General features: G+C 56.5%; 28 protein-coding genes and 1 other RNA gene. 20 read left to right on the top strand and 9 right to left on the bottom strand.

The features are described from left to right. The first annotated feature begins 74 nt into the window (after positions 1–74). The 10 genes from exuR to PU683_RS06475 all read left to right on the top strand — a co-directional run bounded on the left by exuR (position 75) and on the right by PU683_RS06475 (position 5,953). A complete protein-coding gene (exuR, locus tag PU683_RS06520) occupies positions 75–851 on the top strand; it encodes a transcriptional regulator ExuR (protein WP_277170725.1) in 777 nt (258 codons plus the stop codon). Between the two features lie 332 nt (positions 852–1,183). Beyond that, entirely contained in the window at positions 1,184–1,846 is a 663-nt protein-coding gene (yqjA, locus tag PU683_RS06515) for a DedA family general envelope maintenance protein YqjA (protein ID WP_277170724.1), read from the top strand. Positions 1,847–1,852: 6 nt separating this feature from the next. After that, positions 1,853–2,239, top strand: a complete 387-nt coding sequence (mzrA, locus tag PU683_RS06510; RefSeq protein WP_277170723.1) for an EnvZ/OmpR regulon moderator MzrA — start codon at positions 1,853–1,855, stop codon at positions 2,237–2,239. Between the two features lie 145 nt (positions 2,240–2,384). After that, positions 2,385–2,753, top strand: coding sequence for a DUF1090 domain-containing protein (locus tag PU683_RS06505; RefSeq protein WP_277170722.1), 369 nt, complete (start codon positions 2,385–2,387; stop codon positions 2,751–2,753). A 38-nt stretch (positions 2,754–2,791) separates the two neighbouring features. Beyond that, the gene (locus tag PU683_RS06500; protein ID WP_277170721.1) at positions 2,792–3,094 is read left to right on the top strand and encodes an ElaB/YgaM/YqjD family protein; all 303 of its coding nucleotides are present in this window, start codon (positions 2,792–2,794) and stop codon (positions 3,092–3,094) included. Between the two features lies 1 nt (position 3,095). Continuing rightward, entirely contained in the window at positions 3,096–3,494 is a 399-nt protein-coding gene (locus PU683_RS06495) for a phage holin family protein (protein WP_034813644.1), read from the top strand. Beyond that, positions 3,491–3,781: a YqjK-like family protein gene (locus PU683_RS06490; protein ID WP_277170720.1), complete on the top strand. Its 291-nt coding sequence runs from the start codon at positions 3,491–3,493 to the stop codon at positions 3,779–3,781. The genes PU683_RS06495 and PU683_RS06490 overlap by 4 nt, the downstream gene beginning before the upstream one ends. Positions 3,782–3,993: 212 nt before the next feature. After that, the gene (locus PU683_RS06485) at positions 3,994–4,386 is read left to right on the top strand and encodes a DoxX family protein (RefSeq protein WP_277170719.1); all 393 of its coding nucleotides are present in this window, start codon (positions 3,994–3,996) and stop codon (positions 4,384–4,386) included. 74 nt (positions 4,387–4,460) lie between these two features. Continuing rightward, the gene (locus PU683_RS06480) at positions 4,461–5,447 is read left to right on the top strand and encodes a glutathione S-transferase family protein (protein WP_277170718.1); all 987 of its coding nucleotides are present in this window, start codon (positions 4,461–4,463) and stop codon (positions 5,445–5,447) included. 125 nt (positions 5,448–5,572) lie between these two features. After that, entirely contained in the window at positions 5,573–5,953 is a 381-nt protein-coding gene (locus PU683_RS06475) for a DUF805 domain-containing protein (protein WP_277170717.1), read from the top strand. A gap of 2 nt (positions 5,954–5,955) precedes the next feature. Here the strand turns inward: PU683_RS06475 and PU683_RS06470 are convergent, their stop codons facing one another. Further along, positions 5,956–6,852, bottom strand: coding sequence for a LysR family transcriptional regulator (locus PU683_RS06470; protein WP_277170716.1), 897 nt, complete (start codon positions 6,850–6,852; stop codon positions 5,956–5,958). Between the two features lie 105 nt (positions 6,853–6,957). Between PU683_RS06470 and PU683_RS06465 the strand changes: the two genes are divergently transcribed. Then, a complete protein-coding gene (locus tag PU683_RS06465) occupies positions 6,958–7,659 on the top strand; it encodes a pirin family protein (protein ID WP_277170715.1) in 702 nt (233 codons plus the stop codon). A gap of 24 nt (positions 7,660–7,683) precedes the next feature. Then, entirely contained in the window at positions 7,684–7,848 is a 165-nt protein-coding gene (locus PU683_RS06460; protein ID WP_277170714.1) for a hypothetical protein, read from the top strand. Between the two features lie 39 nt (positions 7,849–7,887). Here the strand turns inward: PU683_RS06460 and PU683_RS06455 are convergent, their stop codons facing one another. The 6 genes from PU683_RS06455 to PU683_RS06430 all read right to left on the bottom strand — a co-directional run bounded on the left by PU683_RS06455 (position 7,888) and on the right by PU683_RS06430 (position 13,842). Beyond that, positions 7,888–8,640: a glutamine amidotransferase gene (locus PU683_RS06455; protein WP_277170713.1), complete on the bottom strand. Its 753-nt coding sequence runs from the start codon at positions 8,638–8,640 to the stop codon at positions 7,888–7,890. 491 nt (positions 8,641–9,131) lie between these two features. Further along, positions 9,132–9,510: RNase P RNA component class A (gene rnpB, locus PU683_RS06450), an RNA gene on the bottom strand. A 32-nt stretch (positions 9,511–9,542) separates the two neighbouring features. After that, positions 9,543–10,688 (bottom strand): glycerate 2-kinase, encoded by a 1,146-nt coding sequence (gene garK, locus PU683_RS06445; RefSeq protein WP_277170712.1) that lies wholly within the window; start codon positions 10,686–10,688, stop codon positions 9,543–9,545. 101 nt (positions 10,689–10,789) lie between these two features. Then, a complete protein-coding gene (gene garR, locus PU683_RS06440) occupies positions 10,790–11,680 on the bottom strand; it encodes a 2-hydroxy-3-oxopropionate reductase (protein WP_277170711.1) in 891 nt (296 codons plus the stop codon). Positions 11,681–11,710: 30 nt separating this feature from the next. After that, positions 11,711–12,481 (bottom strand): 2-dehydro-3-deoxyglucarate aldolase, encoded by a 771-nt coding sequence (gene garL, locus PU683_RS06435; RefSeq protein ID WP_277170710.1) that lies wholly within the window; start codon positions 12,479–12,481, stop codon positions 11,711–11,713. Between the two features lie 26 nt (positions 12,482–12,507). Beyond that, positions 12,508–13,842, bottom strand: a complete 1,335-nt coding sequence (locus tag PU683_RS06430) for an MFS transporter (RefSeq protein ID WP_277170709.1) — start codon at positions 13,840–13,842, stop codon at positions 12,508–12,510. Positions 13,843–14,262: 420 nt separating this feature from the next. Here PU683_RS06430 and garD point away from each other — a divergent pair, with 420 nt between their 5' ends. The 8 genes from garD to PU683_RS06390 all read left to right on the top strand — a co-directional run bounded on the left by garD (position 14,263) and on the right by PU683_RS06390 (position 22,317). Beyond that, a complete protein-coding gene (gene garD, locus PU683_RS06425) occupies positions 14,263–15,834 on the top strand; it encodes a galactarate dehydratase (protein WP_277170708.1) in 1,572 nt (523 codons plus the stop codon). Between the two features lie 186 nt (positions 15,835–16,020). Further along, positions 16,021–16,875, top strand: a complete 855-nt coding sequence (locus PU683_RS06420; RefSeq protein WP_277170707.1) for a tagatose bisphosphate family class II aldolase — start codon at positions 16,021–16,023, stop codon at positions 16,873–16,875. Between the two features lie 26 nt (positions 16,876–16,901). Further along, positions 16,902–18,176 (top strand): tagatose-bisphosphate aldolase subunit GatZ, encoded by a 1,275-nt coding sequence (gene gatZ / locus PU683_RS06415; RefSeq protein WP_277170706.1) that lies wholly within the window; start codon positions 16,902–16,904, stop codon positions 18,174–18,176. A gap of 11 nt (positions 18,177–18,187) precedes the next feature. Then, positions 18,188–18,652 carry a PTS galactitol transporter subunit IIA gene (gene gatA, locus PU683_RS06410; protein ID WP_277170705.1) on the top strand — a complete coding sequence of 155 codons (465 nt, stop codon included), beginning with the start codon at positions 18,188–18,190 and terminating at the stop codon, positions 18,650–18,652. A gap of 29 nt (positions 18,653–18,681) precedes the next feature. Further along, positions 18,682–18,966, top strand: coding sequence for a PTS galactitol transporter subunit IIB (gene gatB, locus PU683_RS06405; RefSeq protein ID WP_277170704.1), 285 nt, complete (start codon positions 18,682–18,684; stop codon positions 18,964–18,966). A 4-nt stretch (positions 18,967–18,970) separates the two neighbouring features. Then, a complete protein-coding gene (locus PU683_RS06400) occupies positions 18,971–20,344 on the top strand; it encodes a PTS galactitol transporter subunit IIC (protein ID WP_277170703.1) in 1,374 nt (457 codons plus the stop codon). 45 nt (positions 20,345–20,389) lie between these two features. Continuing rightward, on the top strand, positions 20,390–21,433 hold the full coding sequence (gene gatD / locus PU683_RS06395) for a galactitol-1-phosphate 5-dehydrogenase (protein ID WP_277170702.1): 1,044 nt from the start codon (positions 20,390–20,392) through the stop codon (positions 21,431–21,433). A 110-nt stretch (positions 21,434–21,543) separates the two neighbouring features. Then, positions 21,544–22,317, top strand: coding sequence for a DeoR/GlpR family DNA-binding transcription regulator (locus PU683_RS06390; protein ID WP_277170701.1), 774 nt, complete (start codon positions 21,544–21,546; stop codon positions 22,315–22,317). Positions 22,318–22,350: 33 nt separating this feature from the next. Here PU683_RS06390 and PU683_RS06385 read toward each other — a convergent pair whose 3' ends face one another. Then, the gene (locus PU683_RS06385; RefSeq protein WP_277170700.1) at positions 22,351–22,557 is read right to left on the bottom strand and encodes a FaeA/PapI family transcriptional regulator; all 207 of its coding nucleotides are present in this window, start codon (positions 22,555–22,557) and stop codon (positions 22,351–22,353) included. A gap of 15 nt (positions 22,558–22,572) precedes the next feature. Beyond that, a complete protein-coding gene (rsmI, locus tag PU683_RS06380) occupies positions 22,573–23,433 on the bottom strand; it encodes a 16S rRNA (cytidine(1402)-2'-O)-methyltransferase (RefSeq protein WP_023480862.1) in 861 nt (286 codons plus the stop codon). Between the last annotated feature and the right edge of the window lie 7 nt (positions 23,434–23,440).

The following is a 23,440-nucleotide window of genomic DNA, read 5'->3' as shown; positions in this document are numbered from 1 at the left end:
GTTATTGATAATGGTGAGAAAGCGCTAAAAGTGGTATAACAAATCCAATTATTACCCTCTCCTCTGGAGCCTGTATGGAAATCTCCGAACCACGACGTCTTTATCAGCAACTTGCCGCCGAGCTTAAAAACCGGATTGAGCAAGGCGTTTATCTTGTGGGGGAGAAGCTGCCCGCCGAGCGCTTTATCGCCGATGAGAAGAGCGTCAGCCGGACCGTGGTGCGTGAAGCGATCATCATGCTCGAAGTGGAGGGGTATGTCGAAGTACGTAAAGGCTCCGGCATTCATGTCATCTCCAACCAGGCGCGCCATACTCAAGCGCCGGATGAGAATCTTGAGTTCGCCAGCTACGGCCCTTTTGAGCTTCTGCAGGCGCGCCAGCTGATTGAGAGCAATATTGCGGAGTTCGCCGCCACGCAGGTGACGAAGCAGGACATCATGAAGCTGATGGAGATTCAGGACAAAGCCCGCAAAGAGAAGTGCTTTCGCGACTCCGAGTGGGATTTGCAGTTTCACGTACAGGTCGCGCTGGCGACGCAAAACACGGCCCTGGCAGCTATCGTTGAAAAGATGTGGACGCAGCGTGTGCACAACCCCTACTGGAAGAAACTGCACGACCATATCGACCTGCGCACCGTCGATAACTGGTGTGACGATCACGACCAGATCCTGAAGGCACTGATCCGCAAAGATCCCCACGGCGCAAAACTGGCAATGTGGCAGCACCTTGAAAACACCAAACAGATGCTGTTTAACGAAACCAGCGACGACTTCGAGTTTAATGCCGATCGCTATCTTTTCGCCGAAAACCCGGTGGTACACCTTGATACGGCGGCCAGCGGCACGAAATAAAAATCCTCTGCGGGCGCACACTTACGCTGCGCCCGTAAGAATTTTGGGTAAGTGAAAAGTATAGAGTGTCAGCGTGTGTAAATACCCTCGCCTCTTTCCGCCTTCCCCCGGCAAAATCACCTCTGAGCGCTTTTCAGACTGACGCATTACCTCAGCCTTTGTTACAATTGGATGCATTTCGCTTCTGTGTGAGTCAGCGCTTGCTCACAGCGCCTCACCAGGATGACCCCTGCACCGGATGTGCCACGAGCGACCATAATGTATGAGAACGTATCGCCGTGCTGTTTCGTACGTAGCAGACGTGACGTAAACCGATGTACCAGGAACACCGAATGGAACTTTTAAGCCAGTTACTTCACGCCCTTTGGAGCCAGGATTTTGAGACGCTGTCGCAGCCTGGCATGATCGGCATGCTCTATTTCGTTTTGTTTGTCATTTTATTTCTGGAGAACGGTTTGCTGCCGGCGGCGTTTCTGCCCGGTGACAGCCTGCTGGTGTTGGTTGGTGTGCTGATTGCTAAAGGTGCGCTGGGCTATCCGCAAACCGTGCTGCTGCTTACCATCGCCGCAAGTACCGGCTGCTGGCTGAGCTACATCCAGGGGCGCTGGCTTGGCAACACGCGGCTGGTGCAGAAATGGCTCTCTCATCTTCCGGCCCACTACCACCAGCGCGCGCACCATCTGTTCCATAAACATGGGCTGTCGGCGCTGCTGGTTGGGCGCTTTATCGCATTTGTTCGCACGCTGTTGCCAACTATTGCCGGGCTCTCTGGTCTGAGCAATACGCGTTTTCAATTTTTCAACTGGATGAGCGGCCTGCTGTGGGTGCTGATCCTGACGACGCTGGGTTACCTGTTGGGCATCACGCCGGTGTTTAAAAAGTATGAAGATGCGCTGATGTCCTGTTTGATGCTGCTTCCGGTGGTGCTGCTGGTGATTGGCCTGGTTGGCTCACTGGTGGTGTTATGGAAGAAAAAACATAGCAATCGGAGTTAAAAGACAATGGAACTGCGTGCGCCTTTTCTGCGTTGGGTATGCACAAGCCTCACTGCGGCGGCGCTCTTTTGCGTGCTGTTTCTCGCCTGGACGGCGGTGCAGAATCGCGAGTCGACGCTTGCGATCCGCCCGCTGACGCAAAACATTACCGTGCCGGATGGCTTCTCCATCTGGCACCATCTCGACGCCAACGGCATTCACTTTAAAAGTATTACCCCGCAGGACGACACCCTGCTGATTAAATTCGACTCCAGCGAGCAGAGCGCGGCTGCCAAAGCCGTGCTGGATCGCACTCTCCCCCAGGGGTATGTCATCGCCGCTCAGGATGATGCCGACACCCAAACTTCTGCGTGGCTTAACCGCCTGCGCAACAGTACACATCGATTCGGTTAATCTCTCCAGGATTCTGAATCTTTTCACTAACTTTGGTGTTTAGCCGTTACTTAACTATGCTTGAGTAACGGGACCAGGGTTCACATTACGTAACTGGATGCTGGCGTACCCTGTTTCGCCAGCTAACAACGGAAGGTTATCGATTATGAAAAACCGCATCGCTATGGCGCTGGCTCTTTTTTCCGTTAGCGCTTTTTCCCATGCTGCTTCACCCTGTCAGGAAAAGGAGCATGAGATCCAACGCGAAATCAGCTATGCCGAAAAGCATAACAATCAGAGCCGTATTGACGGGTTGAATAAAGCCCTGCGCGAAGTTCGCGCCAGCTGTTCTGATGAGAAGCTGCGCGCTGCGCATCAAAAGAAAATCGCCGAACAGAAAGAAGAGATTGCCGAGCGCCGTCGCGACCTGAGCGAAGCGAAAGAGAAAGGCGATGCGGACAAGATACACAAGCGAGAGCACAAGCTGAAAGAGGCTCAGCAGGAGTTGAAATCTCTTGAAGCGCGTGACTACTGATTAAATGGAAATGACCACACACTCACCTGGAGAGAATTATGTCGAAAGATAATGCTGACCATCTGCGCGCTGAGTTGAAATCGCTGGCGGACACCCTGGAAGAAGTGCTGGGTAATTCTGGTGAAAAATCGAAAGAAGAGCTGAGCAAGCTGCGTACCAGGGCGGAAAAAGCGCTGCGTAACAGTCGCGAACGTCTGGGCGATACCGGTGATGTCATTGCTCGTCAGACCCGCGAAGCCGCCGCCCGTACCGATGAGTACGTGCGTGACAACCCGTGGGCCAGCGTTGGCATCGGCGCCGCAATCGGCGTGGTGTTAGGCGTTCTGATGTCGCGTCGCTGATATGGCGGATTCACGATACGCGCAAGGGCCTGGCAAAAGCGCGCTCGGGATTGGTCAGCGTATGCTGACCATTCTGGTTGAAATGGTTGAGACCCGCCTGCGGCTGGCGGTTGTTGAGCTTGAAGAAGAGAAAGCCAACCTGTTCCAGCTGCTCCTGATGGTGGGGCTGACCATGCTTTTCGCTGCATTTGGCCTGATGAGTCTGATGGTGCTAATTATTTGGGCCGTCGATCCGCAATATCGCTTGAATGTGATGATTGCAACCACCGTAGTGTTGCTGGTGCTGGCGCTGATAGGCGGCATTTCGACACTGCGTAAAGCGCGGGCCTCGACACTGCTGCGTCACACGCGTCAGGAGCTGTCGAACGATCGCGCCTTGCTGGAGGACGATAAATCGTGAGCAGCAAAGCCGAACGTCTGAAGCGTAAAGCGCAATTGCTCAGCATGATCCAGCAGCAACGTCTGGATCTTACCGCCGGGCGTCGTGACTGGCTTGAGGCCACCGGCGCTTACGATCGCGGCTGGAACACGCTGTTAAGCCTGCGCTCATGGGCGCTGGTGGGCAGTAGCGCAATGGCTATCTGGACTGTTCGCCACCCTAATATGCTGGTGCGCTGGGCCAGACGCGGTTTCGGTGCCTGGAGCCTGTGGCGGCTGGTGAAATCCACCCTCAATGCGCCGCGCTAAAGCGTCACTTGCTTGCTAACACGGGCGATCCTGGGATCGCCCGTTTGCATTTTTGCTTAAGCAATTTTTTTGAAAGACTTCGACAGTTTTCATAGCTAACAATATTTTCCCGCCACGATTACTATCCTCTCCATCAACTGCAAGCCCACGGCACACGCCGTTTATTACAATAATTTTACTGCATAGAGCCTATGCGGTTCCTGGAGAGAAAGATGAAAAAATTAGAAGATGTTGGTTTCCTGGTTGCCCGTATTCTGATGCCGATTCTGTTCATCGTCGCGGGCTGGGGCAAAATCACCGGTTATGCCGGCACTCAGCAATATATGGAATCGATGGGCGTACCGGGTTTCCTCCTGCCGCTGACCATCCTGCTTGAATTTGGCGGCGGTCTGGCCATTCTGTTCGGTTTCCTGACCCGCACCACCGCGCTGTTCACCGCTGGCTTTACGCTGCTGACGGCGTTTATCTTCCACAACAACTTTGCGGAAGGCGCGAACTCCATTATGTTCATGAAAAACCTGACCATCGCTGGCGGCTACCTGCTGCTGGGCATCACCGGTCCGGGCGCGTTCAGCATCGACCGCGTACTGAATAAAAAGTGGTAAGCGCTCTATACTGACTGAATACACCAAAGCGAGGAGTTTACTCCTCGCTTTTGCTATCAGAAGGAGAAGCAGCAATGGGACAACTGATTGACGGCGTCTGGCACGACACCTGGTATGACACCAAATCCACCGGCGGGCGCTTTAAACGTTCAGAATCGGTGTTTCGCAACTGGCTGACAGCCGATGGCGCTGCCGGCCCCTCGGGCGAAAGCGGGTTTGCCGCCGAAAAAGATCGCTACCACCTCTACATTTCACTCGCCTGCCCCTGGGCACACCGCACGCTAATCCTGCGTAAGCTGAAAGGCCTGGAGCCTTTTTTACCGGTCTCGGTCGTACACCCGCTGATGCTGGAAAATGGCTGGACGTTTGGCGACGATTTTCCTGCCGCAACGGGTGACACCCTCTATCAGCACGAGTTTCTCTACCAGCTCTATCTCCATGCCGATCCGCACTATACCGGGCGCGTAACGGTACCGGTGGTATGGGATAAGAAGAATCACACCATCGTCAGCAATGAATCAGCGGATATTATTCGCATGTTCAATACTGCCTTCGACGGGCTGGGGGCTAAAGCCGGGGATTACTACCCGCCTGAGCTGCGTGAGAAGATTGACGAGCTGAACGGCTGGATCTACGACAATGTGAATAACGGCGTCTACAAAGCCGGTTTCGCCACCAGCCAGCAGGCCTACGATGAAGCGGTAACCGGGGTGTTTAGCGCGCTGGAGCGCCTGGAGCAGATCCTTGGGCGGCACCGCTATCTGACGGGCGACCGCCTGACCGAAGCGGATATCCGTTTATGGACAACGCTGGTGCGCTTCGATCCGGTCTATGCGACGCACTTTAAATGCGATAAGCGCCGCATCAGTGATTACCTCAACCTGCATGGTTTCCTGCGCGATCTCTATCAGATGCCGGGCATCGCCGAAACGGTTGATTTTGCGCATATCCGCAATCACTACTATCGCAGCCACAAAACGCTAAACCCGACGGGGATAATCTCCATCGGCCCGTGGCAGGATCTTGATGAACCTCACGGTCGGGACAGCCGTTTTTCCTGAACTTTCGGGCGCGTCACATCGCGCCCAAATAATTCCCCGCCCGACTTATCCCTTTGTAAATTTGCCGTCTATTCTTACTGTTATCGTTGTTAAAACAACGGATTGACCGTTGAGCGAGGTAGAAAATGGACTGGTACTTCTGGGTGCTTCGCAATTACGCCACTTTCCACGGACGCGCCCATCGCCGCGAATTCTGGATGTTCACACTCGTTAACATCATTCTGTTCGGCGTGCTGAATGTGATTGACCGAATCGTGGGATGGCACCACATCTTAAGCCTGGTTTATACGCTGCTGATGCTGGTGCCGACGCTGGCGGTACAGGTGCGCCGCCTGCATGACACCAACCGCAGCTGGCGCTGGCTGCTGCTGATGATTATTCCCCTGTTTGGCTGGCTGGCGCTGCTCGCCTTCTATAGCCAGCGCGGCACGCCGCAGGAGAACGAGTTCGGCCCGGAACCGCAGCCTTTTCCACAAACGGTGCATGCGACCGAGCGCGGCGCGTAGGGTTATTTACCGGCAAAAAGCTTGGGGATCTCACGCAGACACCAGGCTTTGCCCTCGCCCATGCTGTCGCGACGCCAGGCCATAATAATATCCACCTGCCCGCTGTACTCCGGGCTGACCACGCGCAGGCGGCCCTCCGCAATATCACGCTCAACCAGCGGATAGGGCATGGTGGCGACGCCCAGCCCGGCGAGTAACGCCTGGCGTTTATCTTCAATCGTACTGACCGTGAGCCTCGGTTGTTTATCCAGTAGCTGAACCGTAAGCACCGGACGTTCGCGAGCGGTATCCGCCACGGCCACACCGCGATACTTCACGCGCGTGATTTCTGAGAGCGGCTCCGGCTCCTGATGAATAGGGTGATCCGGGGCAGCGACATAGACATTCATCACGCTGTAGAGCTTGCGCGAGTTGATCTCGGATGAGGAGCGAAAGTGCATATCCGGCGCGACAACAATATCTGCCCGCCCCTGCTCCAGGCGCTCCCAGGCACCCGCCAGCACTTCGGTGATAATCGATAGCTGGGTGGTGGCTTTCGCCGCCAGTCTCTCTACCAGTGGAAACAGCTCTACTGTCGGCACCAGCGCTTCCGTTACCAGCGTTAAATGGGTTTCCCAGCCGCGCGCCAGCGCTTCGGCATCGGTTGTCAATTTATCTGCTGCTTCCAGCAGTACGCGCCCGCGCTCCAGCAGCATACGCCCAACGTTGGTGAATTTGGTGCGGTGGCCGGAGCGGTCAAACAGCACCACATCCAGCTCTTCTTCAAGTTTTTGCATGGTGTAGCTGAGCGCGGAGGGGACACGCCCCAGCTCATCTGCCGCAGCAGCAAAGCTACCGCGGCGGTCAATTGCATCCATCACGCGCAGTGCTTCGAGCGTCAGTGCCCTTTCTTTGGCCATAGGTGTTCTCATTCAGGAAATTTGAACATACCGGGCAGAATATCTGGCTAACAATGCAGCGTCCATCCCTTTAACATTGTTTTAAGTAAAGAGAGGTCAAGAATAATGATTACTACCCGAACGGCAAAACAGTGCGGACAAGCTGACTTCGGCTGGCTTCAGGCCCGCTATACCTTCTCCTTTGGACACTATTTTGATCCCAAACTGCTGGGCTATGCGTCACTGCGCGTGTTGAACCAGGAAGTGCTCGCACCAGGGGCTTCTTTTCAGCCGCGCGCCTACCCGAAAGTGGATATTCTGAATCTGATACTGGAAGGTGAAGCGGAGTACCGCGATAGCGAAGGCCACCACGTGCAGGCAAAAGCGGGTGAAGCACTGCTCATCGCAACCCAGCCAGGCGTCAGCTATAGCGAACATAATCTGAGCAAAGATAAGTCGCTTACGCGCATGCAACTATGGCTGGATGCCTGCCCGGAGCGGGAAAACCCTCCGGTGCAGAAGCTGACCCTTGCTGATGACGCCTGCCAGCTACTGGCCTCGCCGGATGGCGACAAAGGTAGCCTGCAGCTGCGCCAGCAGGTCTGGCTGCACCATATTTCGCTCAATAAGGGCGAAGAGTTGAAAATCGAATTAAACGGACCGCGGGCCTATCTGCAGTCCATTCACGGGACGGTGCATGCCGTCACCCATCACAAAGAGCAAGAGGCCCTCACCTGTGGTGATGGCGCTTTTATTCGTGATGAAGCCACTATCACGCTGGTCGCCGACACGCCGCTTCGCGCGCTGTTGGTTGATTTACCGGTGTAATGAACATTTTTATCAGGTGAGTAAATGAGTATCCGCACTATGTACAGTTCATTCGATCACGTCACGCAGAGTGATAACAGTTCCGCCGCCGCCAACCTGGCGTTCGGGTTTGAAGAGATGCTGACGGAACTTGAAGTGATCGTCGAAGAAGCCGTTGTCCGACTTGCTGAGGAAGAAGAAGCCGCCTGATTGCCGGCCCCGGCGTACGCCGGGGTTCTGTTCCTGCCTTTATGATGCCGCGCGCAGTGAAAACGCACTCTCCTGACTGAACGCCTCCTGCATAAACCGCCGTAAAATTTCCGCCGCACCCGGCGCGGGCGTTACGCCTGCAATTAAACTGTCGGTATCGCCCCCCTCTTTTTCGATATGGGGACGGTTAAGCCGTAGCAGATCGCAGGCGATCACCGGCCGCATTTCCGGATGAAACTGCACCGAAAAGGCGTTTGGCCCGTAGCGTACGATCTGATGAGGATCGTGAACCGAGGCGCCCAGCACCGTGGCGCCAATGGGTAGACGAGTGACCGTCTGCCGGTGCGTCAGGTGTGCAGGAAAGCTCTCTTGCAGATGCGCAAGCAGCGGATCGTGAGCCGCTGCGGCATTGAGATAGACTGTTTTTGTCCCCGCTTCACGTCCATCTTTGTGATACTGCACATCACCGCCCAGCGCCCAGGCCATCAGCTGATGACCGTAACAGACGCCAAACAGCGGCATCTCCACCGCCATCGCTTCGCGGATCCACGCGGCGGTTTGCTCGCTCCACGGCAATCTGTCTGTGACCATCGCCCAGGATCCGGTGATGATAGCCGCCCGGTGCGGATCCGGTGCCGGCAGCGTTTCGCCTTCGAAAACCCGGATCACTTCAACGTCATCAAGCTCGCACCCCAGCAGTTGGCAAAACCAGAGCGGCACATCGCCGTGCGCATCGCGCATGGCCTGTGGAGCGTTCCCCATCTGAAGAATCAAAATTGATTTTTGTTGCATACCAGCAACGCCTCCCGTGGCGAAAAAATAGACACGTGCCAGACAGAGTAGCGCGTTTCGCCGCCAGAATGATCGATTAATTGTTTATGAATTAGACAGAATGAGATGAGAGAGAGGTCATAGCCAGCCGTCGAGGGCGTTAGTAGGCCTGATAAGCACAGCGCCATCAGGCATTTGCATCCATCGCCGGATGGCGGCTCACGCCTTATCCGGCCTACGCAAATGCCGGGATCAGCTATCGTTGCAGGCCTGATAAGCGCAGCGCCATCAGGCACTGGCACCCGTTGCCGGATGGCGGCTCGCGCCTTATCCGGCCTACGCAAATGCCGGGATCAGCTATCGTTGCAGGGCTGATAAGCGCAGCGCCATCAGGCACTGGCACCCGTTGCCGGATGGCGGCTCACGCCTTATCCGGCCTACGCAAATACCGGGATCAGCTGTCGTTGCAGGCCTGCAAAAGCAAAAACCCCGCCGAGGCGGGGTTTTTTAAGAGGTGAAACTGACCGATAAGCCGGGTTCTGTCGTGGACAGTCATTCATCTAGGCCAGCAATCGCTCACTGGCTCAAGCAGCCTACCCGGGTTCAGTACGGGCCGTACCTTGTGAACCCCTATTTGGCCTTGCTCCGGGTGGAGTTTACCGTGCCGCGAACTGTTGCCAGACGCGCGGTGCGCTCTTACCGCACCCTTTCACCCTTACCTGATCCCGCTTGCGCGGGCCATCGGCGGTTTGCTCTCTGTTGCACTGGTCGTAGGCTTGCGCCTCCCAGGCGTTACCTGGCACCCTGCCCTATGGAGCCCGGACTTTCCTCCCCTCCGCCCGTCTCCCCCAAAGAGGACGACGACGAAGCGGCGACTGTCTGGTCAGCTTCGGCGCGCAGTATAGAGGGTTTGCGCCTGCCTGTCACCCTTCCGTCGACATTCCCACCGCCAGCGTCGCCGCGATATTTCGCGAGGCGCGGTAAATATTGTCAAACGCGCCGCGAAACGCCTCCTCCAGCGTACCAATCGTGGTCAATACGCTGAACACCGCGTCGATACCGTACTGATGTACCACGCCGACATCGCTGGTCAAACTGCCGGCAATCCCAATCACCGGCTTATGATATTTTTTGGCTACCTGCGCCACGCCCACCGGCACTTTGCCGTGAATGCTCTGGCTGTCGATGCGCCCTTCGCCCGTCACCACCAGCGTGCAGTCGTGGATATGCTCCTCCAGATTGAGCGCCTGGGTAACAATCTCAATACCGCTGCGCAACTCCGCGCCGAGAAACGCCATCAGCGCCGCGCCCATGCCGCCCGCCGCCCCCGATCCCGGTACGCGCTGCACATCGATATGCAGATCTTTTTTGATCACCGCGGCAAAGTGTTCGAGACTGCGATCCAGCTCGACGATCATCGCTTCCGTCGCCCCTTTTTGCGGGCCAAAAATGCGCGATGCGCCGCTCTCGCCGGTAAGCGGGTTGGTCACATCGCAGGCCACGCGGATCGTGCAGCCCTGCAAGCGCGGATCGAGGCCAGAGAGATCGATATGATTGAGGCTCATCAGGCTACCGCCGCCGTGACCGATCTCTTTGCCGTTGCCATCCATAAGACGCGCGCCCAGCGCCTGCACCATACCGGCACCGCCGTCATTGGTCGCGCTGCCACCGATGCCGATGATGATGTGGCGCGCACCGTTATCCAGCGCCTGCAAAATCAGCTCCCCGGTGCCGCGCGACGTGGTAATTAACGGATTACGTCGTTCAGGCTCGACCAGCACCAGCCCGCTTGCCGCGGCCATCTCAATAAACGCGGTAGCGCCATCTCCAGAGCTCCCCCAGCAGGCCGTAACCGGCTCGCCCAGCGGACCGGTTACGCGGGCGGTATGCATCGCGCCCTGCGTGGCGGCTACCATGGCCTCAACGGTGCCCTCACCGCCATCCGCGACCGGAACAGAGACATAGTGCGCATCGGGAAAGATCTCCCGAAATCCTTTTTCAATTGCCTGCGCGACCTGTGTCGCAGAGAGGCTCTCTTTGTAAGAGTCTGGGGCGATTACGATTTTCATAGTGGTGAGCCTGGTCAAGCCGCGCACGTCACCCTGCAAGCCAGAGACGGCCTGCAGAAGTGGATATCAAGAGAAGCAAGGTGACGCCTGCACCTTTCTGATTAACGAGTGACTTCGACTTTCGCCAGTTTCTCGTAGTAGCACGCCAGTGCACTGTGATCGGAGGTGCCCATGCCGTCGGCGCGCAGCGCCTGCATCATCTCCATCACCACGGCGGTCAGGGGCAGCTGCGCGCCCACGCCGTGCGAGGTATCCAGCGCATTCGCCAGATCTTTGATATGCAGATCGATACGGAAACCCGGTTTAAAGTTGCGATCCATCACCATCGGCGCTTTCGCCTCCAGCACGGTGCTGCCCGCAAGGCCGCCGCGGATCGCCTGGAAGACCAGATCCGGGTTAACGCCCGCTTTCGTCGCCAGGGTCAAGGCTTCCGACATGGCGGCAATATTGAGCGCCACAATCACCTGGTTCGCCAGTTTGGTGACGTTCCCCGCGCCGATATCGCCGGTATGTACCACCGAACCTGCCATCGCTTTCATCAGGTCATAGTGCTTTTCAAACACCGCTTTGTCGCCGCCAACCATTACAGAGAGCGTGCCGTCGATCGCTTTCGGTTCGCCGCCGCTGACCGGCGCATCGAGCATGTCAACGCCTTTCGCTTTTAGCGCCTCGCTGATTTCACGGCTCGCCAGCGGCGCAATGGAGCTCATGTCGATCAGCACCGTGCCCGCTCTCGCCCCTTCAATAATGCCACCTTCACCCAGCGCCACCTCTTTCACCTGTGGCGAATTTGGCAGCATGGTGATGATGACATCGCACTGCCCGGCGATCGCTTTGGCATTGCTCGCGGTTTGTGCACCGGCGGCGACCAGCTCGCCCACCGCGTCACTGTTCCGGTCGACGACCACCAGTGAGTAACCGGCTTTGATGAGGTTTTTACTCATGGGTTTGCCCATAATGCCGAGGCCAATGAAACCGACTTTCATCGTCATAATTGCGTCTCTCTCTTTAAGGGGGTGAGGTTATTTTTTAAAGGCGTCGGCGAGTCTCTGCGTTGCCGCACGGAATACGCCCAGATCGCTGCCGACAGCAACCACGGTCGCGCCCCACTCAAGGTAGCGACGCGCGTCTGCCTCAACCGGCGCCAGGATGCCGCTCGGTTTGTTGTGAGCCCTGGCGCGGGCGAAAATATGTTGAATGGTGCGCTGCACTTCCGGGTGCGCGGCATTGCCGATGTAACCGAGCGTCGCCGCCAGGTCGCTTGGCCCGACAAACACACCATCGACGCCGTCGGTTGAGAGGATCGCGTCAAGATTATCGACGCCCGCCTGGCTCTCTATCTGCACCAGAATTGAGATATTGGCGTTGGACTGGCGGAAGTAGTCCGGTACGGTGCCGAACATATTGGCGCGGTGTGATACGGAGACGCCGCGAATGCCTTCCGGCGGATAGCGGGTCGCCGCCACGGCGAGCAGCGCATCCTCTTCGCTCTCGACGAAGGGAATAAGGAAGTTATAGAAACCGATATCGAGCAGCCGCTTGATGATCACCGCATCGTTGGTGGGCACGCGCACCACCGGTGCACTGACGCTGCCTTTGAGCGCCATCAGCTGCGGAACAAAAGTGAGCACGTCATTGGGCGCGTGTTCGCCATCAAGCAGCAGCCAGTCGAAACCGGCCAGCCCGAGCACTTCGGTGCTGATATGGCTACCCAGCGCGGACCAGCAGCCAATCTGAACCTGCTGCGCGGCCAGCGCGGCCTTGAATTTGTTAGGGAAGATATCGTTAGTCATCTTTTGTACCTTAAATGTGTTGGTGCTTATTTCTTCAGTTCCATACGTTTGATGTCGCCGACGACAAACAGGTAGCAGACCATCATCATCAGAGCTGAACAGCCGACGAACACCAGCGCGCCGTTGAAGGAGTGCAGCTCTTTCACCATGTAGCCGATAACCAGCGGCGTGGCGATAGAGGCGACATTACCAAAGACGTTAAACACGCCGCCGCACAGACCCACAATCTCTTTTGGCGCGACATCGGAAATCACCGGCCAGCCAAGCGCCCCAAAACCTTTACCGAAGAAGGCCAGCGCCATCAGCGCGACCACCAGCGCGGTGTTGTTGGTGTAGTTACAGAGGATAATGCTGGAGGCGAGCAGCATCCCCATCACGATAGGCACTTTACGCGCCACCGTCAGCGATGAGCCACGTTTAATCAGATAATCGGAGAAGAGCCCACCCAGCACGCCGCCGACAAAACCGCACAACGCCGGGATGGACGCAACAAAACCCACTTTGAGGATCGACATCCCCTTCTCCTGCACAAGGTAGATGGGAAACCAGGTGAGGAAGAACCAGGTAATGGTGTTAAGAAAGTACTGACCAAAGAAGATGCCCAGCATCATGCGGTTGCTTAGCAGTTGCTTGATGTAATCCAGCTTCGGCCCGGCTTTTTTGTCGTCACCCGCTTTTTTGTGGTCCATATCGACCACTGCGCCATTCTGCGCAATGTACGCCAGCTCTTCGCCGGTCATACGCGGGTGGTCGGTTGGGTTATGCACAAACTTCACCCACGCAAAAGTCAGCACGAAACCGATCGCGCCCATAACGGTAAAGACATGCTCCCAGCCCCAGGCGTAGGTCAGCCAGCCAAGCAGCGGTGAGAAGAGCGCCAGCGAGAAGTATTGCGCCGCGTTAAAAAGTGCCGAGGCGGTGCCACGCTCCTTCGCCGGAAACCAGGCCGCGACGATGCGCGCATTCGCCGGAAATGAGGGCGCTTCAGAGAAGCCGAGCATAAACCGCATGATAAACATCGAAACCCCGGCCCAGGCGAGCGGGAACACCCCGACAAATCCCTGCAGGAAGGTGAAGAGCGACCAGAAAAAGAGGCTATAGGTGTAGACGCGTTTGGAGCCGAAGCGGTCAAGCAGCCAGCCGCCGGGGATCTGCATCAGCAGGTAGGCCCAGCCAAAGGCAGAGAAGATATAGCCCATCGAGACGGAATCGAGTTGTAGCGCCTGGGCGACATCGGTTCCGGCAATAGAGAGCGTGGCACGGTCCGCGTAGTTGACTGCGGTGACCATAAATATAATCAACAGAATTAAATAACGGGTAGGAATCGCCCGTTTTGCTTCGACGGTTTGTTCAATAGCCATTTTAATTCCCTCGGACACCGCAAACTTTTAAATATAGTTATTTGGCTAGTTTATCTGATGATATTTAACAACGTAGAGTTAATTCAGATAACAGAGACAGAGATTTAATTAGCACTCAGTATAAACAGCGTCGGGGGAACACACATTGTAACCTTGCTCAATTTTTTAGTTATCTTAAAAGATTATTTTGAGCATATGCCCATAAAGCTGGGCGCTGATGCACACTTCTTGCATTATGCCGCCGCGCAGCATACGGCCCGACATTAATAGGTGATTTGTGTCACATTTTAATAGCTGAACACCTGACATTCTTATTTCAAGCCAACAAGACTTTTCTTGCTGATATTAATTTCAGAGTAAAAGAACTGATTTCTCTATTGTGAGTGATACAGCGTACCGTGAGCGGGAGATAAATTAATAATGTCCGACATTGAAATAAGACAGCAATTGCCTGGCGCGTTTTATATTAAGGTTCACGACGCCGATAATGTCGCCATTATCGTTAACGATAATGGTTTAAAAGCCGGTACCCGCTTCCCGGATGGTCTGGAGCTGATTGAGCATATTCCACAGGGGCATAAAGTTGCCCTGGCCGATATTCCTCATCACGGCGAGATCGTGCGCTATGGTGAAGTGATCGGCTACGCCGTGCGCCCGATCCCGCGCGGCAGCTGGATCGATGAATCCCTCGTGGAGCTGCCGACGGCGCCACCGCTCGGCACTCTGCCGCTGGCAACCAAAGTTCCCGAACCCTTGCCGCCACTGGAGGGGTACACCTTCGAAGGCTACCGCAACGCGGATGGCAGCGTCGGCACGAAAAATCTGCTCGGCTTAACCACCAGCGTGCACTGCGTTGCCGGGGTAGTCGATTATGTGGTGAAACTGATCGAGCGCGATCTGCTGCCGAAATACCCCAATGTCGATGGCGTGGTCGGTCTTAATCATCTTTACGGCTGCGGCGTGGCCATTAATGCTCCGGCGGCAGTGATCCCGATTCGCACTATTCACAACATCTCCCTTAACCCGAACTTCGGCGGCGAAGTGATGGTGATTGGCCTCGGCTGTGAAAAGTTGCAGCCGGAGCGGCTGCTACAGGGGACGGAGGATGTGCAGGCGATCCCGGCTGACGGCGCAAGCATTGTGCGTCTGCAGGATGAGCACCACCTTGGCTTCCGCTCGATGGTCGATGACATTCTGCAGGTCGCCGAGCGGCATCTGGTAAAACTCAACCAGCGCCAACGCGAAACCTGCCCGGCTTCTGAACTGGTGGTCGGCATGCAGTGCGGCGGCAGCGACGCCTTCTCCGGCGTAACCGCGAATCCGGCGGTGGGCTTTGCCTCCGATCTGCTGATCCGCTGCGGCGGCACGGTGATGTTCTCGGAAGTGACGGAAGTGCGCGACGCAATCCACCTGCTGACCCCGCGCGCGATTAACGAAGAGGTGGGCAGACGCCTGCTGGAAGAGATGGCCTGGTACGATAACTATCTCGATCTTGGCAAAACCGACCGCAGCGCCAACCCGTCGCCCGGCAACAAAAAAGGCGGGCTGGCTAACGTGGTGGAAAAAGCGCTGGGCTCGATTGCCAAATCAGGTAAGAGCGCCATTTCCGAGGTGCTCTCCCCCGGCCAGCGCCCAACCAGACGCGGCCTGATCTACGCCGCTACACCAGCCAGCGATTTCGTCTGCGGTACTCAGCAGGTAGCCTCCGGCATTACCGTGCAGGTCTTTACCACCGGTCGCGGTACTCCCTATGGGCTGATGGCGGTACCGGTGATCAAAATGGCTACCCGCACTGAGCTGGCAAACCGCTGGTATGACTTAATGGATATTAATGCGGGCACCATCGCTACCGGCGAAGAGAGCATTGAGGAGGTGGGCTGGAAGCTGTTCCACTTCATTCTGGATGTCGCCAGTGGGCGCAAAAAAACCTTTTCCGATCAATGGGGATTGCATAACCAGCTGGCGGTGTTTAACCCGGCACCGGTGACCTGATCCCCGCAAGAGTGTGACAAGCACACGATTAGCATGGCTCCGGCCATGCTTTTTTTTGCCTCGCCTCCTTTCATTCTCTTTCCCTCCCTTTCGAAACTTTCATTTTTACGATTTAAATCACAAAAAAGCGTTCCGAAAGTCTATATCTTCTTTCGAAAAAACCAAACGAAAGTGTTCGGAGGCAGGATGTTCATCATTTCAACAAAAACCATGCTTAGTAAGGCGCAGCGCGAAGGCTACGCGGTGCCTGCCTTTAATATCCATAACCTCGAAACGCTTCAGGTCGTCGTTGAGACCGCCGCCGAGTTACGCTCGCCGCTGATTGTTGCAGGTACACCAGGGACCTTTAACTACGCCGGAATCGGCAATATTGTTGCCATCGCCGCCGATCTGGCAAAGACCTGGAACCAGCCGCTGGCGATCCATCTCGATCATCATGAAGAGCTTGCGGATATCGAGCGCAAAGTACACGCCGGGGTGCGCTCGGTGATGATTGACGGTTCGCATCTCCCTTACGCGGAAAATGTGGCAGTGGTAAAAGCCGTTACCGACTACTGCCACCGCTATGACGTCAGCGTCGAGGCGGAGCTGGGTCGTCTTGGCGGTCAGGAGGACGATCTGATCGTCGATGCCAAAGACACGCGCTTCACTCATCCGCAGCAGGCGCAGGATTTTATCAAAAAGACCGGCATCGACTCGCTTGCGGTGGCGATCGGTACCGCGCACGGCCTCTACAGCGCGGAGCCAAAGCTCGATTTCGATCGGCTGGCGGAGATTCGTCAGGAGGTCGAGGTTCCGCTGGTGTTACACGGCGCTTCCGGCCTGCCTGGCACCGAGATCCGCCGCGCTATCGGCCTTGGCATCTGCAAGGTCAACGTTGCCACCGAACTCAAAATCGCCTTTTCCGACGCGCTTAAGACGTACCTGCTCTCGCACCCGAACGCCAGCGATCCGCGCCACTACATGGTGCCGGCCAAAGCCGCCATGAAGGATGTGGTACGCAAAGTCATCCACGATTGCGGCTGTGAAGGGAAGCTGTAACCCCACCCATTTAACCGGAGACTCACGTGAAAGAGATTATTGCCCGCCATAAAGCGGGAGAGCACCTTGGTATCTGTTCCGTCTGCTCGGCCCATCCGTTGGTGATTGAAGCCGCGCTGCGCTTCGATGTGCATACCAATAACCCTGTGCTGATCGAAGCGACCTCCAACCAGGTTAACCAGTTTGGCGGCTATACCGGCATGCAGCCAGCCGATTTCCGCGACTTTGTCTATGCCATCGCCCATGATGTCGGCTTCCCGCTGGAGCGGCTGATCCTCGGCGGCGATCACCTCGGGCCTAACTGCTGGCAGAACGAGCACGCCGACGCGGCGATGGAGAAAGCGATTGCACTGATCGAAGCTTACGTTGCCGCCGGGTTTAGCAAGATCCACCTTGATGCATCGATGTCCTGCGCGGACGATCCCGTTCCGCTGGCTCCGCACGTGGTGGCGGAGCGCGCCGCACGTCTGTGTCTGGCTGCGGAGCGGACGGCAAGCGAGGCGCAGAAAAAAGCGCTGACCTATGTCATCGGCACGGAAGTGCCGGTGCCGGGCGGCGAGGCCAGCAGCATCAGCGCTGTGCACGTTACCCATGTAGAAGATGCCGCGCGCACGCTGGAAACTCACCGTGTCGCCTTCGCAGCGCTGGGGCTTGAAGAGGCGATGACGCGGGTTATCGCCATCGTCGTTCAGCCCGGCGTGGAGTTTGATCATACGCAGGTTATTCATTACCAGCCTCAGGCCGCCGAAGCGCTTTCCGGCTGGATCCGCCAGACGCCGATGGTCTATGAAGCCCACTCGACGGATTACCAGTCCCGCCACGCCTACCGCGCACTGGTACGCGATCATTTCGCCATTCTGAAAGTTGGCCCGGCGCTGACCTTTGCCCTGCGCGAAGCAATTTACGCCCTCGCGCAGATGGAGAACGAGCTGATTGCTCCGGAGAATCGTAGCCGGGTGCTAGAGGTGATTGACGAAGTGATGCTGAACGAGCCGGACTACTGGAAGAAGTATTACCACCCCACCTGGAGCCAGGCGATGGTCGATATCCACTTCAGCCTCTCTGACCGCATCCGTTACTACTGGCCCCACCCGCGCATTCGCCATGCGGTGGAAAAACTACTCGCTAATCTCGACACCGCCAGTCTGCCACTGGGGCTGATTAGTCAGTTTATGCCTCTACAACTGGAACGCGCGTCGCTAAAAGAGATAGCCACAACGCCACGCAGCCTGATTATTGACAAAATACAGGACGTATTGCGTGCCTATCGCTACGGCTGCGCCCCTGAAACTGCCTGTTAAGCGGAGAGTGTATGAGCCAACTGTTTGTCCGAACCGGAGTCGATTTTGCCTCACGTCAGCAGCTGCTGGCACATATTGGCGAGGAGATGCTGGCAAAAGGCGTCGTCCATAAGAGCTACCCCGCCGCGCTGCTGGCGCGCGAGGAAAGCTACCCAACCGGCATCGCACTGGAGCGTCATGCGATCGCCATTCCCCACTGCGAGGCAAGCCACGCGCTCTCTCCGGCGCTCTATCTGATTCGACCGCGCAAACCGGTCTATTTTCAGCGAGCTGATGATGATGGTGAGGTTGCCGTCTCGCTCATTATTGCCCTGATTGTTGAAAACCCGGCGGCGCAGCTGGCGCTACTGAGAAAACTGTTTAGTGAGCTACAAAACCCGAACACGCTGGACGTGCTGCTGAACGCCGCGGATGGCGATCTGGCGAGACATTTTCGGGAGAAGATCCTGGAGCCTGAAACATGCGGGCAGGCTTAATAACATACTGATAATAAAAGGAGTACCCTATGAAACGTAAAGTGATTGTCGCCTGCGGCGGTGCCGTCGCCACCTCCACAATGGCGGCAGAAGAGATCAAAGAGCTGTGCGATACACACCGCATCGAGCTGGATCTTGTGCAGTGTCGCGTCAACGAGATCGAAACCTATATGGATGGCGCGGATCTTATCTGCACCACCGCGAAAGTGGATCGCGCCTTCGGCGATATTCCTGTCGTGCACGGTATGCCCTTCGTTTCAGGCGTCGGCATTGAGGCGCTACAGCAAAAAATCCTGACCATTCTCGTGGGGTAACGCTATGTTTAGCGAAATAATGCGCTACATCCTCGACTTAGGCCCTACCGTTATGCTGCCGGTAGTGATCATTATTTTCTCGAAGCTGCTGGGGATGAAACTCGGCGACTGCTTTAAATCAGGCCTGCATATTGGCATCGGCTTTGTCGGCATTGGCCTGGTGATCGGCTTGATGCTCGACTCTATCGGCCCGGCGGCTAAAGCCATGGCGGAGCACTTCCAGATCAACCTGCAGGTCATCGATGTTGGCTGGCCGGGATCGTCACCGATGACATGGGCATCGCAAATTGCGCTGGTTGCCATCCCTGTCGCCATCGCGGTGAATATCCTCATGCTGGTAACGCGCATGACGCGTGTGGTCAACGTGGATATCTGGAATATCTGGCACATGACCTTCACCGGCGCACTGCTGCATCTCGCCACCGGCTCCTACTGGATTGGCATCCTTGGCGTGGCGGTGCACGCGGCGTTCGTCTATAAACTGGGCGACTGGTTTGCCAAAGATACGCGTGACTTCTTTGGCCTCGAAGGCATCGCCATTCCTCATGGCACCTCTGCATATCTGGGCCCGGTTGCCGTACTGGTGGACACCATCATCGACAAAATCCCGGGCCTGAAGCGTATTCATTTCAGCGCCGACGATATTCAGAAACGTTTTGGGCCCTTTGGCGAACCGGTCACCGTCGGTTTTGTGATGGGGATTGTGATTGGGTTACTGGCCGGTTATGACCTGAAAGGTGTACTGCAACTGGCGGTCAAAACCGCTGCCGTCATGCTGCTGATGCCGCGGGTGATCAAACCGATAATGGATGGCCTGACGCCGATCGCGAAACAGGCGCGTAAACGTCTGCAGGCGAAGTTCGGTACCCAGGAGTTCTTGATCGGTCTCGATCCAGCACTGCTGCTGGGTCATACCTCAGTGGTCTCTGCCAGCCTGATCTTTATCCCTCTGAGCATTCTGATCGCGGTGCTGGTGCCGGGTAACCAGGTGCTGCCATTCGGTGACCTGGCGACCATTGGATTCTTTGTGGCGATGGCTGTTGCGGTGCATCAGGGCAACCTGTTCCGTACGCTGATCTCCGGGGTCATTATCATGAGCATGACTCTGTGGATCGCCACGCAAACCATCGGCCTGCATACGCAGCTGGCCGCCAACGCTGGCGCGCTAAAAGCAGGCGCAAGGGTGGCCTCGATGGACCAGGGCGGTTCTCCGGTTACCTGGCTGCTTATTCAACTCTTTACCTGGCAAAATCTGGTCGGTTTCGTGGTTATCGCCGCGATTTATCTGGCCGGCGTCCTGCTTACCTGGCGCAGAGCGCGCCACGTGAAAGCGGCGGAGAAAGCGGCTGCTACGCCGGAAAGCCAGCCCGCATCGTGATCATTGGGGGAGCGGTCGCTCCCCTGTTACATCCTGGAGAGTGTTATGAAATCAGTGGTTATTCATGCTGAGGGCAACGTCTGCGTTGAAGAGCGGCCCGAACCCCAGTTGCAGCATGAGGATGAGGTGAAAGTGAGAGTGGTCAGCTCCGGCCTGTGCGGCTCGGACATTGCACGCATTTTCGCTAACGGCGCGCATTTTTACCCCATTACCCTTGGACATGAGTTCAGCGGTTATGTTGAGGCCTGTGGATCATCGGTCACCGATCTGCGCACCGGCGACGCCGTGGCCTGCGTACCGTTGCTGCCCTGCTTTGACTGTGAGGCCTGCCGCCGGGAATACTACTCGCTGTGCAAACGCTACCAGTTTATCGGATCGCGCTGCGACGGCGGCAACGCCGAATATATTGTCGTTAAGCGGCCCAACCTGGTTCGCTTACCTGCGGATCTGCCCATTGAAGATGGAGCGTTTATTGAACCGATAACCGTTGGCCTGCACGCGTTTCACCTCGCCGGCGGCTGCAAAGATAAAAACGTAGTGATCGTCGGAGCCGGCACTATCGGGCTGCTGGCAATGCAGTGCGCGCGGGCCTTAGGAGCAAGAAGCGTCACTGCCATTGATATCAACCCTGACAAATTAGCACTGGCTACCGCGCTTGGTGCCACCCGCACCTTTAACAGCCGCGATCAGAATGCAGGAGTCCTCCTCGCCGGGCTGGAGAAAGAGTGTTTTGATCAGCTTGTGCTGGAAACGGCGGGTACGCCACAAACGGTCTCGCTGGCAATCGAAATTGCCGGGCCGCGTGCGCAGGTGGCGCTGGTGGGGACGCTGCATGACGAGCTCACGCTTACTGCCAGGGTATTTGGGCTGATTTTGCGTAAAGAGCTAACGCTTATCGGTAGCTGGATGAACTACTCTGGCCCCTGGCCCGGGGAGGAGTGGCATACCGCTGCACGCCTGCTTACGGAAAAACGCCTCGCTCTTGAGCCGCTGGTTGCTCATCGCGGTGGCCCCGAAAGCTACGCGCGCGCGGTGCAGGCGCTGAATGGTAAACCGATGCAGGGAAAAATCCTGCTGCGCCTCGATTAAGCGACAGAGCCAGCAACCTGCGCTGGCTCACATTTCCTTTCGAAAGTTAACGTTCACGTTTCATAAACCTTCGATTACACTACGGGGAGTTAATTCGCAGGCAAATCAAAATGAACTCATTTGAACGAAGGAATAAGATCGTCGATCTGGTGAATGCGCAGGGAAGTGTGCTGGTCATTGACCTCTCGAATAGCTTTGGGATTTCAGAAGTCACTATCCGCGCCGATCTACGACTGCTGGAAGAGAAAGGTCTGGTGACGCGCTTTCACGGCGGCGCAGCGAAACCGGGCAGCTACATGCTCGAAAGCGAAAATCAGGAAGTGGTGCTGGAAGATCGCTACAAACTGGCGAGCGACCCGAAGAAGCGTATTGCTCAGGCAGCGGCAGCCATGATCGATGCGGGGATGACGATTATCCTCGACAGCGGCAGCACCACGATGTTGATTGCCGAAGCGCTGGCGAAAAAAAGCAATATCACCGTTATCACCAATAACCTCCCCGCCGCGTTTGCCCTGTCTGAAAACAAGGACATCACTCTGGTAGTATGCGGCGGCACCTTGCGGCATAAAACCCATTCGATGCACGGCACGATTGCAGAGCGTTCACTGCAGGGGATCAGCGCCGATATCATGTTTGTGGGTGCAGATGGCATCGATCCGACCCATGGCATCACTACCTTTAATGAAGGCTACTCCATCAGCAGCGTAATGGCGGCGGCGGCGCATAAGGTTGTGGCAGTGGTGGACGCCAGCAAATTTAACCGCCGCGGCTTTAATCAAGTGCTGCCGATGGAGAAGATCGACTGCGTGATCACTGACGAGGGGATTGGCGAGCCAGAGAAGGCGGCTTTGAAGAAGCTGGGTAAGGAGTTACGGGTGGTTTAATATCATGCTGACGCAGAGCAGGCCGCTGTCACCTTATCTGCCAGCGGCCCCTCTCTTCGCGCCAATGCGCTGCAGCTTACCCTTTTGCTGTAGCGATTGCAGATAGCGCTTCACCATGCGCGCACTTACCGGCAGTTGATGAAGCGCAGTCGACTGACTCAAGCATCCAGAGCCCCAACCACGCCGCAATCTTAACGAGCGGGTTGAGGATCGCAGCGGCGATGGTAAAGGGAGGCTCATCGCGGCGCATCGGTGTTACCCCTGGTTATCCAGCGCGTACTTATAGAGCGCGTTTTTCTTCACGCCGTGAATTTCTGCTGCCAGCGCGGCGGCTTTTTTCAGCGGTAGTTCAGCTTGCAGTAGCGCCAGCGTACGTAGTGCATCGGCGGGCAGCGCATCCTCCTGCGCTTTATGGCCTTCGACAATCAAGACCATCTCGCCTTTGCGGCGGTTCTCATCCTCTTTCACCCACGCCAGCAGTTCACCAACCGGCGCGCCCTGAATGCTCTCCCAGGTTTTGGTCAGCTCGCGCGCCAGCACCACGTAACGGGAGGGGCCCCAAACCGCAACCATATCCTCCAGGCTCTCCAGCAGACGATGGGTCGACTCATAAAAGATTAAGGTGCGCGGCTCAGCCTCAATCGCTTTGAGCGCGTCGCGACGGCCTTTTGATTTTGCCGGAAGAAAGCCTTCGTAACAGAAGCGATCGGAGGGCAGCCCTGCTGCACTGAGGGCGGCAATCGCCGCGCAGGGGCCTGGCAGCGGCACAACGCGAATACCGGCTTCGCGGCAGGTGCGCACCAGGTGATAACCGGGATCGTTAATCAGCGGCGTACCCGCATCGGAAACCAGCGCAATGTTCTGCCCCTCTTTCAGCTTCGCCACCAGCATTTGCGCTTTTTGCTGCTCGTTATGGTCGTGAAGGGCAAACATCCGCGCGTTAATAGCGAAATGTTGCAGCAGTAAACCGGTGTGGCGGGTATCCTCAGCGGCAATCAAATCAACGTCTTGCAACACGGTTAATGCGCGTTGGGTAATATCAGCCAAATTCCCGATGGGAGTAGGTACAATATAAAGCTGACCTTGAGAATTCTCCGCCGATTCGTGTTGTTTCATTGTTTCA

The sequence above is a fragment of the Candidatus Kosakonia sp. 282A-S69 genome (assembly GCF_029433855.1).
Classification (GTDB): Bacteria; Pseudomonadota; Gammaproteobacteria; order Enterobacterales; family Enterobacteriaceae; genus Kosakonia; species Kosakonia cowanii_A.
Note: the sequence above shows the minus strand (reverse complement) of the source record. Positions and strands in the feature narration are given on the sequence as shown.

Excerpts from the sequence above, each read along its gene's own strand:
- exuR (WP_277170725.1), top strand. The coding sequence starts at position 75 with ATGGAAATCTCCGAACCACGACGTCTTTATCAGCAACTTGCCGCCGAG.
- yqjA (WP_277170724.1), top strand. The coding sequence starts at position 1,184 with ATGGAACTTTTAAGCCAGTTACTTCACGCCCTTTGGAGCCAGGATTTT.
- mzrA (WP_277170723.1), top strand. The coding sequence starts at position 1,853 with ATGGAACTGCGTGCGCCTTTTCTGCGTTGGGTATGCACAAGCCTCACT.
- PU683_RS06505 (WP_277170722.1), top strand. The coding sequence starts at position 2,385 with ATGAAAAACCGCATCGCTATGGCGCTGGCTCTTTTTTCCGTTAGCGCT.
- PU683_RS06500 (WP_277170721.1), top strand. The coding sequence starts at position 2,792 with ATGTCGAAAGATAATGCTGACCATCTGCGCGCTGAGTTGAAATCGCTG.
- PU683_RS06495 (WP_034813644.1), top strand. The coding sequence starts at position 3,096 with ATGGCGGATTCACGATACGCGCAAGGGCCTGGCAAAAGCGCGCTCGGG.
- PU683_RS06485 (WP_277170719.1), top strand. The coding sequence starts at position 3,994 with ATGAAAAAATTAGAAGATGTTGGTTTCCTGGTTGCCCGTATTCTGATG.
- PU683_RS06480 (WP_277170718.1), top strand. The coding sequence starts at position 4,461 with ATGGGACAACTGATTGACGGCGTCTGGCACGACACCTGGTATGACACC.
- PU683_RS06475 (WP_277170717.1), top strand. The coding sequence starts at position 5,573 with ATGGACTGGTACTTCTGGGTGCTTCGCAATTACGCCACTTTCCACGGA.
- PU683_RS06470 (WP_277170716.1), bottom strand. The coding sequence starts at position 6,852 with ATGGCCAAAGAAAGGGCACTGACGCTCGAAGCACTGCGCGTGATGGAT.
- PU683_RS06465 (WP_277170715.1), top strand. The coding sequence starts at position 6,958 with ATGATTACTACCCGAACGGCAAAACAGTGCGGACAAGCTGACTTCGGC.
- PU683_RS06460 (WP_277170714.1), top strand. The coding sequence starts at position 7,684 with ATGAGTATCCGCACTATGTACAGTTCATTCGATCACGTCACGCAGAGT.
- PU683_RS06455 (WP_277170713.1), bottom strand. The coding sequence starts at position 8,640 with ATGCAACAAAAATCAATTTTGATTCTTCAGATGGGGAACGCTCCACAG.
- garK (WP_277170712.1), bottom strand. The coding sequence starts at position 10,688 with ATGAAAATCGTAATCGCCCCAGACTCTTACAAAGAGAGCCTCTCTGCG.
- garR (WP_277170711.1), bottom strand. The coding sequence starts at position 11,680 with ATGACGATGAAAGTCGGTTTCATTGGCCTCGGCATTATGGGCAAACCC.
- garL (WP_277170710.1), bottom strand. The coding sequence starts at position 12,481 with ATGACTAACGATATCTTCCCTAACAAATTCAAGGCCGCGCTGGCCGCG.
- PU683_RS06430 (WP_277170709.1), bottom strand. The coding sequence starts at position 13,842 with ATGGCTATTGAACAAACCGTCGAAGCAAAACGGGCGATTCCTACCCGT.
- garD (WP_277170708.1), top strand. The coding sequence starts at position 14,263 with ATGTCCGACATTGAAATAAGACAGCAATTGCCTGGCGCGTTTTATATT.
- PU683_RS06420 (WP_277170707.1), top strand. The coding sequence starts at position 16,021 with ATGTTCATCATTTCAACAAAAACCATGCTTAGTAAGGCGCAGCGCGAA.
- gatA (WP_277170705.1), top strand. The coding sequence starts at position 18,188 with ATGAGCCAACTGTTTGTCCGAACCGGAGTCGATTTTGCCTCACGTCAG.
- gatB (WP_277170704.1), top strand. The coding sequence starts at position 18,682 with ATGAAACGTAAAGTGATTGTCGCCTGCGGCGGTGCCGTCGCCACCTCC.
- PU683_RS06400 (WP_277170703.1), top strand. The coding sequence starts at position 18,971 with ATGTTTAGCGAAATAATGCGCTACATCCTCGACTTAGGCCCTACCGTT.
- gatD (WP_277170702.1), top strand. The coding sequence starts at position 20,390 with ATGAAATCAGTGGTTATTCATGCTGAGGGCAACGTCTGCGTTGAAGAG.
- PU683_RS06390 (WP_277170701.1), top strand. The coding sequence starts at position 21,544 with ATGAACTCATTTGAACGAAGGAATAAGATCGTCGATCTGGTGAATGCG.
- PU683_RS06385 (WP_277170700.1), bottom strand. The coding sequence starts at position 22,557 with ATGAGCCTCCCTTTACCATCGCCGCTGCGATCCTCAACCCGCTCGTTA.
- rsmI (WP_023480862.1), bottom strand. The coding sequence starts at position 23,433 with ATGAAACAACACGAATCGGCGGAGAATTCTCAAGGTCAGCTTTATATT.